The sequence below is a fragment of the Cyclobacterium salsum genome (assembly GCF_010119245.1).
Taxonomy (GTDB): domain Bacteria; phylum Bacteroidota; class Bacteroidia; order Cytophagales; family Cyclobacteriaceae; genus Cyclobacterium; species Cyclobacterium salsum.
In genome coordinates this window covers 48660-67025 of sequence record NZ_WNKG01000008.1, presented here as the reverse complement: position 1 = coordinate 67025, position 18366 = coordinate 48660, and the positions used below count along the sequence as shown (strand labels likewise).

General features: G+C 46.0%; 10 protein-coding genes. 5 read left to right on the top strand and 5 right to left on the bottom strand.

What is annotated here, in order from left to right:
- Positions 1 to 109 precede the first annotated feature (109 nt).
- The 3 genes from GJS45_RS15165 to GJS45_RS15155 all read right to left on the bottom strand — a co-directional run bounded on the left by GJS45_RS15165 (position 110) and on the right by GJS45_RS15155 (position 5031).
- Entirely contained in the window at positions 110 to 1894 is a 1785-nt protein-coding gene (locus GJS45_RS15165) for a thiamine pyrophosphate-binding protein (RefSeq protein ID WP_162342713.1), read from the bottom strand.
- A gap of 138 nt (positions 1895 to 2032) precedes the next feature.
- Positions 2033 to 4063: a flavin monoamine oxidase family protein gene (locus GJS45_RS15160; protein ID WP_162342712.1), complete on the bottom strand. Its 2031-nt coding sequence runs from the start codon at positions 4061 to 4063 to the stop codon at positions 2033 to 2035.
- A 35-nt stretch (positions 4064 to 4098) separates the two neighbouring features.
- Positions 4099 to 5031: a heme-binding protein gene (locus GJS45_RS15155; RefSeq protein ID WP_162342711.1), complete on the bottom strand. Its 933-nt coding sequence runs from the start codon at positions 5029 to 5031 to the stop codon at positions 4099 to 4101.
- Positions 5032 to 6386: 1355 nt separating this feature from the next.
- Here GJS45_RS15155 and GJS45_RS15150 point away from each other — a divergent pair.
- The 5 genes from GJS45_RS15150 to GJS45_RS15130 all read left to right on the top strand — a co-directional run bounded on the left by GJS45_RS15150 (position 6387) and on the right by GJS45_RS15130 (position 15124).
- Positions 6387 to 7628: a hypothetical protein gene (locus GJS45_RS15150; RefSeq protein WP_162342710.1), complete on the top strand. Its 1242-nt coding sequence runs from the start codon at positions 6387 to 6389 to the stop codon at positions 7626 to 7628.
- 140 nt (positions 7629 to 7768) lie between these two features.
- Entirely contained in the window at positions 7769 to 10891 is a 3123-nt protein-coding gene (locus GJS45_RS15145) for a SusC/RagA family TonB-linked outer membrane protein (protein WP_162342709.1), read from the top strand.
- Between the two features lie 25 nt (positions 10892 to 10916).
- Positions 10917 to 12833: a RagB/SusD family nutrient uptake outer membrane protein gene (locus GJS45_RS15140; protein WP_235954789.1), complete on the top strand. Its 1917-nt coding sequence runs from the start codon at positions 10917 to 10919 to the stop codon at positions 12831 to 12833.
- A 51-nt stretch (positions 12834 to 12884) separates the two neighbouring features.
- On the top strand, positions 12885 to 13586 hold the full coding sequence (locus GJS45_RS15135; RefSeq protein ID WP_162342708.1) for a DUF3823 domain-containing protein: 702 nt from the start codon (positions 12885 to 12887) through the stop codon (positions 13584 to 13586).
- Positions 13587 to 13795: 209 nt separating this feature from the next.
- Positions 13796 to 15124 carry a glycoside hydrolase family 71/99-like protein gene (locus GJS45_RS15130; RefSeq protein ID WP_162342707.1) on the top strand — a complete coding sequence of 443 codons (1329 nt, stop codon included), beginning with the start codon at positions 13796 to 13798 and terminating at the stop codon, positions 15122 to 15124.
- 20 nt (positions 15125 to 15144) lie between these two features.
- On the opposite strand, the gene GJS45_RS15125 is transcribed toward GJS45_RS15130, so the two are convergent.
- Together GJS45_RS15125 and GJS45_RS15120 are read right to left on the bottom strand one after the other, a co-directional pair.
- Positions 15145 to 16155 carry a hypothetical protein gene (locus GJS45_RS15125; RefSeq protein WP_235954788.1) on the bottom strand — a complete coding sequence of 337 codons (1011 nt, stop codon included), beginning with the start codon at positions 16153 to 16155 and terminating at the stop codon, positions 15145 to 15147.
- A 17-nt stretch (positions 16156 to 16172) separates the two neighbouring features.
- Positions 16173 to 18344, bottom strand: a complete 2172-nt coding sequence (locus GJS45_RS15120) for an outer membrane protein assembly factor BamB family protein (RefSeq protein ID WP_162342706.1) — start codon at positions 18342 to 18344, stop codon at positions 16173 to 16175.
- Positions 18345 to 18366: the final 22 nt, after the last annotated feature.

The following is an 18366-nucleotide window of genomic DNA, read 5'->3' as shown; positions in this document are numbered from 1 at the left end:
ATGTTTGATAATTATTGCGCCGATCAGGATTCTAACCTCATCGGTAGTCCACTTGCATGCATCCGATGAACCGTTTGATCAATACTTTCAGGTACCAAGAGCGCAGCAACTAAAACTTAGATTCTGGTGGCCAATTGGGGTTTTCTGTTTCGTCTTCTCCGATTGCGCCAGTCAGATGTGGCCATAAGACCTCCGGAGTATCTTTGGAGGGGATGCTGACCTCTACGACAAAATTCTCATGGGGTGTCTGCCTGATCTCCTCCAGTATGGTCCGTAGCTCATCGACCGTACCTGCTTTTCTGCCAATACCACCCATCGCATCGGGTATTTTGCTGTAGTTCCACCGTGGAATTTCGTTGTACGAATAGTTCGCATCCAACAAGTTATCGGAATAATCGACCGGAGGCTTTCGAAAGGGGTTGGGGTTCACCAGGTATTGTTCGATCCCGTAAATCCCATTCACCAATACGAACACGACGGTGTTTTGACCATTCGCATGGTGTTCTGCGACCGCTTGGCAGGTCTCATGAAAGGCACCATCTCCCACCGCTACCATCACGCGCTTGTTGGGCACGGCAAACTTTACCCCCGTAGCCGCTGCTACGGAGTAGCCGATCGCCAACCAGGCAGCCTGGGCCACAAAGCCGTTTCTCTCAGGAATGGTTACCCCTTGTGCCCCGATCAAGGGAAATCCAGCATCTACTACAAGAACGGTGTCTTTCTCTTGTTTGATGTAGGTCTCCAATTCTTTGAAAAACGGTGTATAGCCCATATCCTTATCGCTCGTCTCAACCAGAGCCAGCCGCTTTAGCGCTGGATGAATGCCCTTCAAATTCAAATTAGGAGCGGTTTTAAATGCCTCAGTAAGCGCTACGATAAACGTTTTTAAATCCACCAATGGGAAAAATTCCGAACCTACAAACACCCCATCGTGTGCTGCCATAATAGTTCTGTCACTTCTGATATTTTGGTTTTCCGTGTCCTTGCCAATGGTCCAGGCACCGATGCCGATGATCACGCCGTCATCGCCGACCAGTTTATTGATTTGATCTTTTGTTAAGGTAACACAGCCGTCAAAAAACGGATTATCTTCAGAGATGCATGACTTGCCTAATGCTGAGGTAACAAAGTGAATCCGCTCATTAGGCTGGGCATGTTGGTCATTGGTTACTTCAAGAAGCTCCAGGAATTCTTCTTGCAAGTCCAGGCGTTGCAACTCAATTCCAGCCCAGAAGATGGATTTTGGCCTGCTCCTGATCAACTTCATGGCAGCTTCTATGGCATTGCTTGCTTCATTTACGGTCACGATACGTCCTTTTCCAGAGCTTAATGATCCCTCCGGCGCTTTACACCTCGCACGCCATACGTCTTCCGTCACTTCCAGGTAAACGGGTCGGCCGTGGGTAAGCAATGCTGTTAGTACCGAGTCTATTTGATAGGGTGCCTGGGCAGCATTGGTGATGCGCTCAGCTGCCACCGTAATCGGCCTAAACATATGGATGTCGATAAATTCGTAGCCGGTAGTATGCGAATACAGAAGCCCCACATTTTTTTCATTGCTGTCTTCCTTATTCGTAGGCGCTCCGTTGATCATCAAGATCGGTACTTTTTCTACGAAGCTTCCTGCAATCGTATTGAGCCCGGTGAAGGGGCCTACACTATAGGTCACATATACGGCGCTTGGCTTTCCTTTGACGCGAGCGTAGCCATCGGCAGCAAACCCTGCAGTAATCTCATTGGAGTTATTGATTATTTTAATTGGAGAATTCGTATCGGAAAGAATGGTGTCGAGCAATGGTGCGGTATAATTTCCGGCCACACCAAACATATACGCTATTCCAAGTTCCTCCATACGGGATTTTAGGTAACCCGCCACTGTCATTTCGGTTTTCATGTCAATGATTTGGTTATAAGGTGATAAAAATGATACTGTCCCAGAAACCAGCCATTCTTCTTGATCTGAATCCGGTCGGCTACCACGCGCGATCCGGGAATCAGGAAATGATCGGTTACTGGGACCGTTTCATCCTGCTTAGGGTAAGTCGTAATGCGTCAATGTAATGCCATGCGAAACGCCATCTGCTTTGAGGCTTTGCCGAACATTCTCGCGTGCTTTTGCCGGAGCGATTTCTTTGAACTCCTGAAAATTTGGATCGATATACGCTTTTATTTGCTCAAGGCTGTTCTTTTTGTAGAAACTACTGACGGCTTCTTCGGGGGTCTTCCCGGTTTTCTCCTGGAATACCTCGCTGTACGCATTCAATCCCCATTTTTTCAGCATGAGGTTGGCCGAACGCAGCGAACCTTCTACCCAACCCTGGTAATCTGAATAGGCTTCATTGCAGGTATATACATTCGGTAAGGGTTCCGTGAGTAGTTCCTGCGTTTTATCGTCTTCTGCGTGCAAAGCCCATTGGTGCACACCGTATCCAAATCTTTCGCTGGCTTCTTTATCGATAACGGTACTTCCGGCCCAAATACGGGCACTGGTCAAGACAGGCTGAGGAATGTAGGTCACATTGAACACTTTCTTGAAAAACTCAGTTGCCTTTTCTACCACCTTCTGGGAAGCGGCAAAGACTACCTGATTCTCTTTATCGTTTTCTTTCTCCTGCATAGCCGAAGTGAAAAGCGGTCCATTTTTTTGCAAGGCCAACCAGAAATTGATATTCATGTAATCGCAGTAAATGGTCAGCGCAGCCGGTTTCTGAGATTTCCGCTGATTGATTTCATCTACCTTTTTCTGAATATCTTCTGGAATCGGTTGATTGTGCTCGCGCATGTATTGCTGATATTCCAGGGCAGCAGCTAACGCATCATCCACCGCATAGAATGGATAAATGGAACCAACAGGTAAATCGGCAAAATTAGGTCCGAATTCGACCGCTCCTTTTTCTACCAGCGTCTCGTTACACCACCAGGCTTTTGGGTAATACAAATTGATCTTGAGTAAGGGCTGGTTAGTGGCAGTTTGAAGCGTGTTCCACAATTCATCCGATTTGCTTTTGTCCAGTACATTGAACGTATTGGATCGGATGAATAGCGTCTCCAGTGCCAGCCTGGGTAGTGCTAGAATCACCTTTGCTCCCTGTATTTGCCCCCTTTTTTCTTCCTTACCTTGTTTATTGGTGATCGTGTAATCGAGCTGATAGCCCTCCTCGCTGGATTCGTTCAGACTGGTAACGGTGGTGTTCAGGAATATGGACTTTTTGCCTATTTGGGCTGCAAGGGCATTAGGCAGCGTGCTGAAGCCTTCACTCAAGGTGCGAAATTGTGGATCGGCTGGAAATTCTTTCAGCAATTGGTAGGCAACTCCGCCGTTCATTTGAGAAAGGAATGTGCCATTGAATCCGGATGATTGATACACCATGGTAATGGCTTCATTGCTGTAGCCCATGGCAGCAAAAAGATTCCATAACGACCAGTCCTTCATGGTCAGCCCCTCCCATTGGCAGCCGATGCGGAAGTCTTGCCAATAGGCTGGCCCCTTGCGATCTTCGGCTTTTGGGTATTTGGCTGTAAAATCCGGATTGGCAGCCAATATCTGATTATAGACGCTATTGATAATCTCTGAGGGGCTCAGGGCAATTTCCTGCTCGGTAAGATTGTACAGTTGTGGCCAAGTATTGTTCGCTTCCTTTTGTTTAAAAGGAATCCCTCTGAAGTATAATCTATTGTTTCCGCCACTTTGCATGGGAAAAGGAACGATCTGCCTGGCGATAAGCTCGTTTCCCGGATTGGGTTCGCCGCTCTCATCAGCAGTTGGCAGGGTCATAAACAGTGCCATCAGGTTATCCATACTGTCAAACGTAAAGCGCATGCCGCCTTCTTCCTCTTTGACAGTGGCCCCCTCAAATTGGATCAGGTCCGAGTCTAGTCTTCCTCCGGTACGATTGAGTTTTTCAAGAATTACGATTTCTTCCGGGGAATACCCTTTCTCATTGATTAACCGCCATGCCGTATACAGACCTGCCATACCGGCTCCTACAATCACCACGGGGGCTTTTTTTGGTACCTGATGTCCTTCAGGATGTTTTAGATTCTTAACTTTAAAGTGTGCCATTTTTTTCTGATTTGGGTTTATAAAAATGCGGTTGATTATACTACCTTTTGTAAAGTGTTGACGCTAACATGAGGCCAGTCAATACCAAAGAAGTTGAGAATGACCGTCTGGGTGTATTGGAGCCTCAAAATCGGGTCGCCGTTCGAATCGGTGTCCGCTAATTCCTGTATCCAAAACGTAGCATTCATCTTGGTGGCATCTGCCTGCTTTTTAATAAAAGGAATACTGGAAATGCCACCGGACTCAAAAGTGGAATCAAACGTCAGCTCGGTGGTTTTTACAATAGCGACTCCCTCGTTGGCTTTGTTAAGCAGGTCGTTCGGAATGGTGGGGTCGAAAACACCCTTAAAAAGATTTTCATGAAAACGCTTATACGGAGCCAGGTAGGGGTTATCGAGCTTTTTGAAACCTAACGGTAATCCACTTTCCTGAGGAATTGTCGGGGCACCCTCTATCGTTCGAGCCTTTCCTAAAGCCAAAACTGAATTCCCATGGGGGATAGAACCAAGTCTGGCGATGTCAAAACCGGTGGTAGACAGGTTCGTCATGTGCAAAAATAAGCCGGGCTCGTGATGTATGGGTAGGTCTGGGGGACCTGCTTCCCCACTCTCCGGAAAGTCCATAGCCGCGATTTGGGTGATAGACTGATCGTAATCCAGCGTGGCTACGAACTGATCCGTGTTTTCCGGTTCATTAAGGTCTACGCCTCTATTTGGAACGCCCTTATCCACCAGGCCAAACGCGTTTTTCTCATTGTATTGATTAAGCAGCAACCTGTAGTTCAGCGAAGACCCTTCCTTGATGAACGGAAGCGCGATCATGTTCCAACCATGACCGGGTAGATGGGGTAGGTTTGTCCAAACGCCCGTTAATTGTTTAAGAGGGCCGAGTGCGTCTTCGTCTGCCGGAGCATGCTTTAACGTTCTACCCTGGGCGAGCATTTCCTTGAAATTTTCTGTGGTAAGCATAAAAGTGTTCGTTTACGTTTAAGTGAATGATGCAAGAGGATTACATGTTTAGTTTTAATACGCTTCGATTAACATTTAAATTTTCTACTCTGGTATAAAATTGGCTTTTCGGATGCCGCCTTTTTTGTAATGGTTTCTAGTTTTCGCTTTTTGAAAATGTCTTTTGCTACAATGAATAGTCAAAGCGATAGCTGTCGCAGACTGTATGTGTAAATATTACTTTCGAACCCTGCCATATTCTCCAGACTTGGGTGAGGCGGACCCTTGCGGAGCCCTTTTCTTTCCTTTTTTGCCCAACCTTCTTTAAATGTACTCAATAATATTTAATTCCTCTGCAAACCAACCCACTTAAGCATAGATTATAGGGAGGAGGGTCTTTTTTTCAGGTGTTTGTTTGCTGCATTAATAAACCACGTTGTAATGTAAGTAAATGCCCCAGACCCGATCGGTTCCCCAACCCCGGAATGGATTGCTTATTTTTCCCTTATTTGGTAGCGTTCGACTTTTCGTGTTTTTTCAGTAGGGTTCCTTGAGGCACACCGGGTTAACCAATCTTCTGCTACAGACCCTTTCCTCACAACGACCGAGGGGCATTCTTTCCCCAGGAATCAGCGGTTTGCTTTACGCTGGAATGGTCATAGACGACAGGTTGGAATGCTCCTTCGTCCGAACGATAGGCGTTTAACGCTGTTAAAGGCACTGTACCAATCGAGGGGGTCAATTTCCTCCGGTATATCTAGCGAATGTACCCGACAGGATTGAGGAGAAGTCAAGCACTTTGTGCCAGGTAGGCGGGAAGAACCCGAGCAGAAACGTAAAATTCTGATTCGATTGGGACTGGACCAAGACCCTGTCGATGCATAGGGCCGGGCGTTGAAAAATGCCCCGGTTGGAGCATTTTTAGCGAGTTACCGGGTTGAAGGGTTAGTTACAGCCTGTCTGGATTCATCAGGAAGATCCGTACTGACCGTTTTAACCCTAACGATGGAATACATTGAAATCAGAACGGACGCAAAGAAAAGGTTACTGGAAAAACTGAATAACCTTGTTGCTAGGTTGTTCCCAACATCGGAAATTTTGCCCTAAGTAAATAAAACAAAAATGGGTTAATTTCTAATTTTGGTCCACTCTTCGATACTTGCTTTACCATTTTTGATTTTCGCAATTACCGCTTACCAATTAAAAAAAATAGAATTTTAATATTCTGAAAACCAATAGTTTAACGGGGAATTTTTTCTTATTAATCAAATATTAATGAATTATTCACCTCTCCCGTGCTAAGTTGAGGGCTCTTGAAAATTAGTATTTTGATAAAATCTAATTAATCAATTGATAGTAAAACCCAAAAATGCCTTATGAAGCCAATTCTATTGTTTTTGTTCATTTTTCAGGTGATTATTTACTCACCAGCTCAGCAAGAAGGCACTGCACACAGGAGTATACGCGAATTCAATGTGCTGCCTGAAAACTCAGCGCGTGAAAATACCATTAACTTACAAAAAGCCATTGACTGGGCTTCCGGTTACGGGGCTGCGTTATACGTGGATCCCACGGATGAACCGTACGCCTTGAATAGTGGTCTTGTGCTTAAACAAAATGTATCGTTAATCGGCGTTCATGGCCCGACCCCACGCGGAACCAAACACCCCACCAAAAATATTCCAGTCGGCAGTGTGTTCAAAATTGAAGATTCGGAAAAGTCCTTTATTACAGTTGAATCGGCTACTCAGATTAGGGGAATTCAATTCTGGTATGCCCACCAGGAGCTGTCGGATCCGGATAAAGTAATTCCCTATCCGCCGACCATCCAAACCAGCAAAACATCCAGTACACAGGGGGTTACCTTGTCTAACCTCACCTTTTACGGAGAATATGTGGCCATGGATTTTACTGCCTCAAGGGAATATATCTGTGAGTTGATTTTGATCGAACATTGCTATGGATACCCATTGGGTGGTGAGTTTATCAAAATTGACTATTGCTATGATATTCCGCGGTTTCTTCACACCCATGTCAACCCGGCAATCATGCGAAAAATCGGTTTGAGGTATTCCAAAGCCGTTATAGATGCTGTGGTAGCAAAGAAGACGTTTGCCTATTCCATTAACCACACCGATAATGCCCAATTGATGGATGTGTTCACCTTTGGTACCTGGGGCGGAATCCATTTGGGAGATGAAAGCTACGGGCAATTGACCAATTTTAATCTCGATTGCGTGGCGGTAGGGATTTTTAAGCAAGGGAATAATACCAAAAATCGCAATTGGATGATTGCTCAGGGGTCCATCATTGCGAATGCAGGGGCAACGGTAGCGGAAACACACCCCATTATCATTGAAGGCCAGGGACATACATCATTTAGCAATGTGGAAGCATTTTCAGGTGGCAATGGGGCGTTGACCAATGTTGGTAAATCCCATGATTTCATGTGGGTTCGTGGGGGAAAGAAATTGACCATTTCGCTAGTGGGTTCGCGGATGCGTAATTATGAAACGGCCCACCCCTTTACACTGGAAAACCCATATGCCGTGATACAGGCTGTCGCCTGTGTGGATAAGGATGAAAATCCGTTTAACGAAATGATCGGATCTGATTAAGTACCGATAAGAAGATGTTTTAATTTCTAACAATAAACCCCGTTTACGATGCATTATTTTACTCCACCCTAAGAAAATTTTGATTGTATTTATGCTATTGGCCAAAAAATCTTACAAAGAAATTAATTGATAAAAATCTTATGAAAAGAGTTTACTTAATAACCTTCACGTTCCTTTTCCCTTTTCTCCTGGCAGCGCAGGAGCGGGAAATAAGGGGAAATGTGACAGACGCCGCAGATGGAAGCACCTTACCTGGGGTCAATGTCATTGTAAATAGCGATGGAGAGCAAGTAGGGGGTACCATCACGGATATCGATGGCGACTACTCTATTAGTGTCCCTGACAATGCCGATCAATTGACATTTATCTTTATTGGAATGGAAACGGTAATCGAAGAAATCGGGTCACGTACCAGCATAGATGTCGCCATGACTTCCGATCAGGAAGAACTCGATGAGTTCATTGTAGTCGGATATGGATTTGCGGAAAAGGCCACTTTGACCGGAGCCGTCAGTTCTATTGAAAATAAGGAAATCCAAACCGCCACCCACTCCAGTCTTGCCCAAAAGTTGCAGGGAAAAGTTGCAGGATTAAATATCCGGCAAAATTCCGGGCAACCAGGTTCATTTGATAATTCGATCAATATCCGGGGATTCGGAACACCCATGTTTGTAATTGACGGGATTATCCGTAATGATCCAGGGGCTTTCCAAAGAATTAATCCCGATGACATTGAAAGTATTTCCGTCTTAAAGGATGCCTCTGCAGCAGTTTACGGAATTGGTGCGGCAAATGGAGTCGTAATCGTGACCACCAAACAGGGAAACCGGGGAAAGACGTCCTTTACGTATAATGCGGTGACGGGCATCACAAGGCCTACCGACGTTCCCCAAATGGCTTCAACAGCTCAGTTTGCCCAAATGAGGAACGATGCCAATATTTACGGCCCAGGTGCCGGAATTCCCTACTATACTCAAGACGAACTTCAAAAATACTTGGATGGAAACTTGCCTGGATATACCAATGTGGATTGGTATGATGCAACGATGAAAGATCAGGCGGTTCAGAGTCAGCATAATCTTTCAGTTAGTGGAGGAGGGGAGAAAGTACTCTATTATATTGGAATGGAGTATGTAAAAGACGGTGGCTTACTCAGAAGTGGTGATATGGACTATAGCCGTGTCAATTTGAGAAGTAACATAACTGCTGACCTTACAAAACATCTGAGAGCAAGGGTGATGATATCCGGCCGGTATGATAAACAATCGCAACCCGGAGACAATTTTTTCAACATTTTCAAGACCACTCGGGTGACGCTCCCTACAGAACGACCCTTTGCCAATGATAACCCTCAATATCCGGGATTTGTCTCTTCAGGATTTCAAACTCCCACGGTATTGGCGGACCGGGATTTGTCTGGTTATACGGAAGTAGAAAATCGGTCTATCCAAACCATGGCGGAACTACGGTTCGCAGTGCCTAATGTAAAAGACCTGTTTATTACTGGGACCGGATCGTTTGACACTGGAAATACGATGAATAAAAACCTGTATAAAGGCTTCACGACCTACACTTATACAGCGGCAACCGACACCTATAACCCACTTGTTCAGCGGGCAGATCAAAACATTAATGCCCGAACGGATGTCGGAAATACCTATACCCTTCGTTTGTCCGCCGATTATAAAACCCAAATAGGGCAGAAACACGATATTTCAGGGACGCTGGTGGCTGAGCAGATCAAGGGTTGGAGTCGGTGGCAGTTTGCACGGCGGTATTACGGAGATTTTTATACCAGTGACCAGATTCGATTTGCCGGACAGACCAATCTGCAAAACGACGGACAGGATAATGTCAATTCACGAATCAGCTATATTGGTAGAGTAAATTATGGTTTTTCGCAAAAGTACCTGATTGAAGGTGCTTTCAATTACAATGGCTCTTACCGGTACCACCCGGACAGGAGGTTTGGCTTTTTCCCAGTGGTGTCAGTGGGGTGGAGGCTGTCAGAAGAAAATTTTATTTTGAATCATGTGCCAGCGATCAATGAATTGAAACTTCGTGGTTCCTACGGAGTCATTGGATCGGATGAAGGGGCTCCATTTCAATACCTTCCTGGGTTTACGTTCGGTGGTGTAAGTACATGGGAGTTTTCCAATAATAACTTGACCAATGGATTAGCTTCGCCTTCGATCACGAACAATTTATTAACATGGTCTACCAACCACTTGTCGGATATCGGTTTTGACCTGACCATGTGGAATGGAAAGCTTGAGGTGATCGCAGATGTATATAACAGAGAGCGGAAGGGACAACTAGCTCGGCGAAATATTTCGTTGCCCAATACATTCGGAGGCACCTTGCCCGAAGAAAACCTGAATAGTAGCCGGCAAGTAGGGTTTGAATTTGCCCTGGGCCATACCAATACTATCAACGATTTCAACTATACCGTACGGGGGAACTTTAATTTCAGCCGTTACATGACCCGGTACCAGGAACGGGCGCCGTTTCAAAGCCAACGTGACCGATGGCTAAATGGAGAAGCAGGCAGGTGGGGTAATCGTCAAACAGGGTATATTGTCACCGGGCAGTTTCAAAGTCAGGAAGAAGTGTGGCAGGGACCGGTATATGGCGGTGCGCTTGGAGGAACAAGGGAGCTTCCCGGCGATTTTATGTATGAAGACGTGAATAACGACGGGATTATTAATGGTGAGGATGCCCGCACCCCTCTTAATTATGGAGGAACGCCTTTAATCAATTTCGGGGCTACCTTTGGAGCACAATGGAAAGGTTTTGATCTCAATATGCATTTCCAGGGAGCTGGAAAATACACCATGAGATTCAGTGAGGTGTACGGGGAAATGTTTGCCTTTCGGGGGAATTTGCCAGCCTATTTTTTCGATCGTTGGCATCAGGCAGACCCCTATAATCTGGACAGTGAATGGATACCAGGCGAGTGGCCGGTCACCCGTCTAAACTCGGACGTTGGGATGCTGTATGCCGAAAGCTCAGTATGGAGGAGAAATTCTTCTTTCGTTAGATTAAAAAGTTTGGAATTGGGCTATACCTTCAATGCTGCCCTGTTATCCAGATTGGGTATGGAACGGCTTCGGGTCTACATGAATGGCTTTAACCTTCTGACTTATGCCAAAGACCCGTTCATGAAGCAGTTTGATCCTGAAAAAGTGGAAGGAGCCTTCAATGCAGGGTATACCTATCCCTTGAGTAAGAATTACAATCTCGGCTTAAGCCTAAATTTTTAACTGACAATCAATCTTTAAATTTGAAATGATGAAGTTAACGAAAATTATAACGAGTGCTTTTCTGACAGCGTCCCTATACGTTACTACAGGTTGTACGGACGTTTTGGATCTGGAACCGCAGGACAAATTGCCTGTAGAAGCTGTTTTCGGATCGCCGGCAGGAGTAAAACTATACATGGCCAACTTATATTATCAACTGCCAACCGAAGATTTTCTTTTTTTCAACTCTGGATTTAATCAAAACCAGGGTGGTCCTAATAATGGGGGACAGACGAGGGCACAGTCGACGGATGAAGCGGTCCACTCAGAGGCCGGAGGATTAAACAACGGACCGAATGGAAACGGTAACAATATGAACAACTATTGGATTTCTGGATACTCCCTTATTCGGGATGTGAACTTGCTCATTGATGCCATTCCAACCCTCGATATTCCCGAAGAAGAAAGAGAAAAACTCAGTGGCGAAGCGGCTTTTGTTCGGGCATTTGCCTATTTCGGAATAGCTATTCGCTATGGTGGACTACCTTTGATTAAGGAAAGCCAGGAATACCTTGGAGATGCTGAATCCCTTAAGGTTCAGCGAAGTACTGAAAAGGAAACCTATGATTATATTCTTTCTGAACTTGACATTGCAATCTCCAAACTTCCAGACTCCTGGGATGGGGAGCGACGCGCTACCAAATGGGTAGCGCTGGCATTAAAATCACGCGCGGCACTCCATGCTGCTTCACTGGCTAAATTCTGGGACAAAGCGCCGCTATCGGGTGATGCAGTAGATTTAGGTTATGTGGGTATGTCTGCCAGTGATGCAGAGGCGTATTATGCTGAATGCATTGAGGCTTCCACTGAAATTATGGATTCAGGAGTGTTTTCCTTATTTCAGCCTACACCCGCTTCTCCGGAAGAAGCGGCTGAAAATTACAGGCGGATGTTCCAAGACCCAAATATTGCGCTGAACGAAGCCATTTTTATTAAAGGGCACACCATCCCGGGAAATAGAAGAGGCCATAATTATGACATCTGGTTTACGCCTGCCCAATTAGCCAATGGCTGGCCCCATCCGGGTCGTATGAACCCGACCCTGGATCTGGTAGACAAGTACGAATCGTATGCGAGCCCAGGAGAGGAAGCACCAATCGTAACAACAGCCGAAGGAGACATTGACGATTACAATGGCTACGAAGCAAGTAAAAATTACCTTCATTTTGAAGATCCAACTGCCCCATTTGAAAATAAAGATGCTCGGTTGCATGCGACCGTGGTCATTCCTGGAAGTACGATGAAAGGAGAGGAAATCGTCATTCAGGCGGGTTACATACTGCCCGATGGAACGCCCCGGATCCGGACTGGTGGCTCGGTGGAAATTGATGGTGTTACGTACTATAATTACGGCGGTCCAACGACCAATGACTATTCAGGATTTGACGGGTTTGGCGGCAACAATACAAAGACCGGTTTTTCTTTTCGGAAGTTTATCAGCGATGAGCCTATTACGCCAGGATGGAATCAAAGTACCACGGATTGGGTGGAATTCCGCTATGCCGAAATCCTGCTTAATTATGCCGAAGCGGTCGCAGAAAGTGGTCTGGGCGATGCCTCAAGAGCAGCCCAGGCGATAAATGATATTCGTCGAAGGGCTGGACATACTTCGGAGATACCCTTAACAATAGACAACGTGATGCGGGAAAGAACCGTGGAACTTGCATTCGAAAATAAGCGGTGGTGGGACCTGATCAGAAGAAGAGAACGGCATGAGATTTTTGAAGCACAAATATCCCATGCGCTCCAGCCCGTACTGGATCTGAGAGTGAGTCCTCCCAAGTATATTTTTATCAGAGCTAATGTGCACAATATGAACCCCAGGACATTCCTGATCAGAGACTACTATTTAAGCATTCCAGGGGTTGGTGCCAGCGGGGTGATTCAAAATCCAACGGGCTAATCCCGTATTATCAAACGGTTAATAACTAGTATAATTTTGAAAAGAATCAAGATGAAACAAATAAAGCATATTCTATATTTTGTGGCAGTGGTAATGGCGTCTTCCTGTGAAATAGATAATTATGACCAACCCAATGCCGAGCTCTATGGTACCTTTATAGATGAAGGTACCAATGAACCACTAGCTCAGGATATTATCAATGGGACCGTAATCGAGCTGATCGAACAGGGATGGGTAGAGGATCAGACGAACGTCACGCAGACCCTGGTCTGTAAAGGAGACGGTAGCTACCAAAACAGCCAAATATTTTCAGGAGAATACCTTGTTCGGGCTGTGAGAGGGAATTTCCACGATATTCCGCCGATTGAGTCAATGGAGATCAAAGGCAGAACCGAGTTGAATTTTCTGGTGACCCCTTACCTGAGGATCATTGACCCGGTGATTGAAAAGGTGGGCACTACCGTAACGGCAACATTTAGAATCGAACAGACCTCTACCCAAAACGTATCCAGAATTGGGCTATATGTACACCCTAATCCTAATGTGGGTAATCCCATGACGCTAACGTCAAGAGTGGAGAGCAATATCAACCGCGTTACGGATCCATCGGAGACATTTTCCTTAAGTATCGATCTGGACGCAAATTCCAGTACCTTGTTGCAAGGAAATCAATATTATTTCAGGATAGGTGCCTTAAGTAGCGCTGCCTCAGCAAAATACAATTATAGTCCTGCTGTAAGGTTTACTATTTAATTTTATCAGACAATTCCCACCTGATCTCCGTAATAGGTGGGAATTGTTTGTTCTCATTCCGAATAATGTTATAAAAGCATGAAACCGCTTCTAACGGTAGCGCCACAGGTTGGGATGCCCCGATAGCTGTCGGAGGGGCAAGACATGCAAGATTCTCCCGAATTAATCCAGGGGCAGGTTATGACCCCTGAAAAGCAAATAATAATCATATGAAAAGCATATTAAGTAATAGTATTTTTTTCTTAGGCCTATTTGTGTCGGCCTGCCTTGACAATGAGGCTGCTTCCGTACCAATAGACCCGGATAAGCCAGTAGAAATACCGGAAAAGGTGTATGATGAAACAGGCCTGCTATACACCTCACTGGATCAGCTTGTCATGGCCGGATACCAGGGTTGGTTTGCTGCAGAAGGCGATGGCTCAGATAGGGGCTGGTATCATTACCAGCGCGCGGGGAAATTTGAACCAGGGTTTTCTACGATAGATTTTTGGCCTGAAGTAGATGAATATCCTCAAACCTATGAGACCGTTTTTCGGCATCAGGACGGTTCTCCAGCCTACCTCTATAGTCCGTATGACGAAGCGAGTGTAGACCTTCATTTTAAATGGATGAGAGACTACGGTATAGACGGTGTCCATATGCAACGGTTTGTTGTTGAAATCAAAGAGGGTAACCCAAAAGGGAAACGGCACTTTAATAAGGTGCTTTCCAACGCATTAAAGGCAGCAAAAAAATACGGAAGAGCCATTAGCGTCATGTATGATCTTAGCGGTTGCACGGCAGAAGACGTAGCCTACCTGAAACAAGATTGGGATGAGTTGAAAACCATGTTCAAACTATTTGACAATGACGAAAATCCCACTTATGTGAGACACAATGGCAAACCATTGCTGACCATCTGGGGGGTTGGATTCAATGATAATAGAAACTATTCTACCGAAGATGTGGACCGGTTGGTGGGTCAACTGAAGGGGCCGGATAATCAGGTTGCGATCATGCTTGGAGTACCGTATTATTGGAGAACCCTAAACAGAGATACCGAACCCTCTTCTGCTCTGCATACGCTGATCAGGAAAGTGGACGTAATCATGCCCTGGGCAGTAGGCAGGTACAACAATGAAAGTTACGCCACCACGTCAGGAGGTGTTTTATCTGCAGATATCCAATGGTGCAAAACCAATGAGGTAGATTATATTCCTTTGGCTTTCCCCGGGTTTACCTGGGGAAATTTACGAACAGATCCGGATTTATATGATCAAATCCCACGGGAGGAAGGTGCATTTCTGTGGAAGCAGGTGGCAGGAGCCAAATCTGCCGGTGCAAAATCCTTATATGTGGCCATGTTTGATGAAGTAGATGAAGGCACGGCGATTTTCAAATGCCTCAGGAAGAGCGAGGTACCGCTTAATGGGAGCGGAAAATTCATGGGCATTGAGGATAGCCTGGATTCAGATTATTACCTTTGGTTAACCGGTCAGGCTACCCGGTGGTTTCATGGTGAGGGCAATTTTAGTGTCCAAAAACCCGTCCGGCAATAATTTCCGGGCGGATTTTGCGCTTACTTTCTGCCAGGGTCTCTCGTATAAAAGGTGTATTCGTTTTGATAGGTAACGGTTTCGCCAGGTAGTAGTGACAGGCGAATATAGGGTTCCGCGCAGTAAGCGGATGGATTGGCCCAGAAAACCATCTTTTCCAACGCTTTATCGCCCTTTACCCTCACCCCAGCACCGGTTTTAGTATTTTCCAACGAAAACTGATGGTCCTTTGGGCTATTGCCAAACCCCTGCAGTCCAGGACTGTATACTTGCTCACCTTTGTCTAATTTTCGGTTAAACTTGAGTACACCGGCCTCCATATCAGCCAGTGTGTCAAATCCTCGAGAATTTCCCTCCTCACTCGTATTCATGTGGACCTCTGCAGGGAATCTAAATTGGATATTGGGCCCGGTAGGTTCCCCATCCAAAACAAAGAAATGATGGTTATACGTGGTGGTGTTGATGGTTTTGGTACCGGTGTTTTTTAGGCGATAGGAGAGCAACATCTGTGGTTTTCCTTCTACCAATGAAACGGTTTTGGTATAGCGATAGGCATAGCCGGTATCATCCTGGAGGACATGGGTGAACTCAATCCGGTCTTTAAAGGACGAAACCGTCCATTTTCCGGGGTTGGTTATGTCATAGGTAAACATGAACCTGTACCCTTTTTCTTCCACCTTTCGCAGACCGCCTACACCTATTTTCACAAAGGTTTCTCCTGGATCTGCCTCTTCATAGCCCAGAGGACCGAATTCATCTACAGGCCCCATGATGGCATCGTTTATTTTGGGATCATATTTTTCAAACCACTGGCCAAAATATTCATGTCCTTCAAATTTCAAACTTGAGATGACACCTGACCAGTCAAAGCGTGAGGCCCTATAATAACCTATTTCCGGATCCGGCAGGTAGAGTCGAACATCCAAAAGGCCATTAGAAATTTCAGCTTCCGGAGGAGTATTTATAACCGTAAAGCCAACCCATATAGTCGAAAGGAGAAGGATGGCAAAACTGAGCTTCATTTTATTTCCCATTGGATCTACTGTTTTATTTACTTTAATGCAAAAGCGATATAGCTGCCTCCCATTTTCTGACCTCTCCCCCCTCCAGCCGCTATTACGATATACTGTTTTCCGTCAACCTCGTAGGTAATGGGTGTGGCAAATCCCCCGGCAGGAAGCTGGAATTCCCAAAGAGTTTTACCGGAATTTCTATCAAAAGCCCTGATTTTCTCATCCTCCGTTCCGGCGATGAAAACCAATCCTCCGGCAGTCACAATTGGCCCGCCATAGGAGGTGGTGCCAGTGGTAGGAATACCTTCTTCTGCGAGTTCAGGATATTCGCCTAACGGAACACGCCAAAGGTATTCTCCGGTATTCAGGTCAATCGCATTCAAGGTTCCCCAGGGTGGTTTTATTCCCGGGTAGCCATCCTGATCTGTAAACCTACGCCAGGGGTCACTGATATAGGCGGGAACATATGGAAATCCGGAATCGGATTTAAGTTGACCCGCATGTTTTGTAATGGCGTCGGATTTGACGGAAATAGTATCTTTTTCACCACGGGTAATGAATCCCAGGATACTTTCACGTTCATCCCTGGAGAGAAATTGGAAGGAGGGCATCCTACTTCCTCCTTTTTCAAGCAGGTTTTCCATTTCTTCCTTCGCCATTCGCTCGTTTATGCCCATCAGGGTGGGCAACTCCGGTCCACTTCCCTTGCGATCCTTTCCATGGCAGGATGCACAATGGGTTAAATATAGCGTATTTCCCTGAGATATTGCTTGACCTTCGGTGGCGTTTGCGACGATATCTTTGCGTGCTGCCATCACCAACTCCCAGGGTTCCTCATTCGCATTTTGATAGAGTACTCCTTTTGGATCGATGGCATTCCCTCCCCATTGCGCTCCACCGCTGTAGCCAAAAAGCAAGGTTCCTTCTGTACTGGGGGGAGTAAATTTATTGTCCGTCTTAAGCTGAAGAAATCGCTCTTTTGTAAAGGCATGTGCTTCGGTAGAACGGTCGGTAAGGTCCTCTTCCGTCACGATCTGTCGCGTTAAGGGGTCGGGTTTGAGGGGATATTTTTGAGTGGGATAGGGGTGCTCCCCAGGGAGTCCTTTCGTCGGTACCGGTCGCTCTTCCACCGGAAACAAGGAAGTGCCGGTTTCTCGGTCCAGTACATAAATCAACCCATCTTTCGTCGCCTGCACTACCACATCGACGGTTTCGCCATTTTGGGTTACGGTAGTCAGATTGGGAGGGCAGGCATGATCGCGGTCCCATAAGTCGTGTTGGATGGTTTGGTAATACCATTTCATTTCTCCTGTCAGGGCATCCAATGCCAGGATGCAATTGGCAAAAAGATTGGCTCCTTTGCGGTCTGCTCCATAGAAATCAGAGGCAGGAGAGCCCGTTCCAAAAAACACGAGGCCCCGTTTTTCATCCAAGGTCATTCCGCTCCAGCTGTTTGCCGCTCCGATTTTCTTGTAGGCATCCTTTGGCCAAGTGTCGTAGCCAAATTCACCGGGTTGCGGAACAGTGTGAAACACCCATGCCAATTCGCCGCTTAAGATATCGAAAGCTCTGATATGACCCGGTGCGGCATTTCCACCTTCTGAAGTGGCGGACCCGATTACCAAGGTATTTTGATAAATCACTCCGGGACTGGTCGCATTGACAGACAATTTGCTGACATCATGGTCCAAATTAGTTTGCAGTCCTTCACTAAGGTCGGCTCTGCCCTTGGTGCCGAAATCTTCAATGGCTTTTCCTGTTTGCGCATTCACGGCATACAGCCCCGATCCTACGGTGTACAGGATACGCTGATCATCCCCATTCTCCCAATACATTACCCCTCTGCTTTGGTGAGGGCGGTCTTTTTCTTCTGGAAGGAATTTCCAGATTTCCTCTCCCGTATCAGCGTGTAAGGCAAATAGATTCAATTCCGGTGTCGTCCCGTACAATATCCCATTGACGACGATAGGTTGGCACTGGATCGCCCCCTCCTTGGTGAGGGCAGCGTTGTACATCCAGGCGATTTCCAACCGGTGGACGTTTTGGGTATTAATCTGGTCTAGTGGCGAGTATCGGTTGCCTTGCTTATTACCCCCATATGTGGGCCAATCTTGCCCCGTAACCAACAGGACAGGTTGGTCATGCCAAAAATAAAGAATACAGCTTACAATAAGCAGGATGCCGGAAATTAAAACTATTCTGTTTTTCATGGATAGAATCGGTTAAACGAAT

Excerpts from the sequence above, each read along its gene's own strand:
- GJS45_RS15165 (WP_162342713.1), bottom strand. The coding sequence starts at position 1,894 with ATGAAAACCGAAATGACAGTGGCGGGTTACCTAAAATCCCGTATGGAG.
- GJS45_RS15160 (WP_162342712.1), bottom strand. The coding sequence starts at position 4,063 with ATGGCACACTTTAAAGTTAAGAATCTAAAACATCCTGAAGGACATCAG.
- GJS45_RS15155 (WP_162342711.1), bottom strand. The coding sequence starts at position 5,031 with ATGCTTACCACAGAAAATTTCAAGGAAATGCTCGCCCAGGGTAGAACG.
- GJS45_RS15150 (WP_162342710.1), top strand. The coding sequence starts at position 6,387 with ATGAAGCCAATTCTATTGTTTTTGTTCATTTTTCAGGTGATTATTTAC.
- GJS45_RS15145 (WP_162342709.1), top strand. The coding sequence starts at position 7,769 with ATGAAAAGAGTTTACTTAATAACCTTCACGTTCCTTTTCCCTTTTCTC.
- GJS45_RS15140 (WP_235954789.1), top strand. The coding sequence starts at position 10,917 with ATGATGAAGTTAACGAAAATTATAACGAGTGCTTTTCTGACAGCGTCC.
- GJS45_RS15135 (WP_162342708.1), top strand. The coding sequence starts at position 12,885 with ATGAAACAAATAAAGCATATTCTATATTTTGTGGCAGTGGTAATGGCG.
- GJS45_RS15130 (WP_162342707.1), top strand. The coding sequence starts at position 13,796 with ATGAAAAGCATATTAAGTAATAGTATTTTTTTCTTAGGCCTATTTGTG.
- GJS45_RS15125 (WP_235954788.1), bottom strand. The coding sequence starts at position 16,155 with ATGGGAAATAAAATGAAGCTCAGTTTTGCCATCCTTCTCCTTTCGACT.
- GJS45_RS15120 (WP_162342706.1), bottom strand. The coding sequence starts at position 18,344 with ATGAAAAACAGAATAGTTTTAATTTCCGGCATCCTGCTTATTGTAAGC.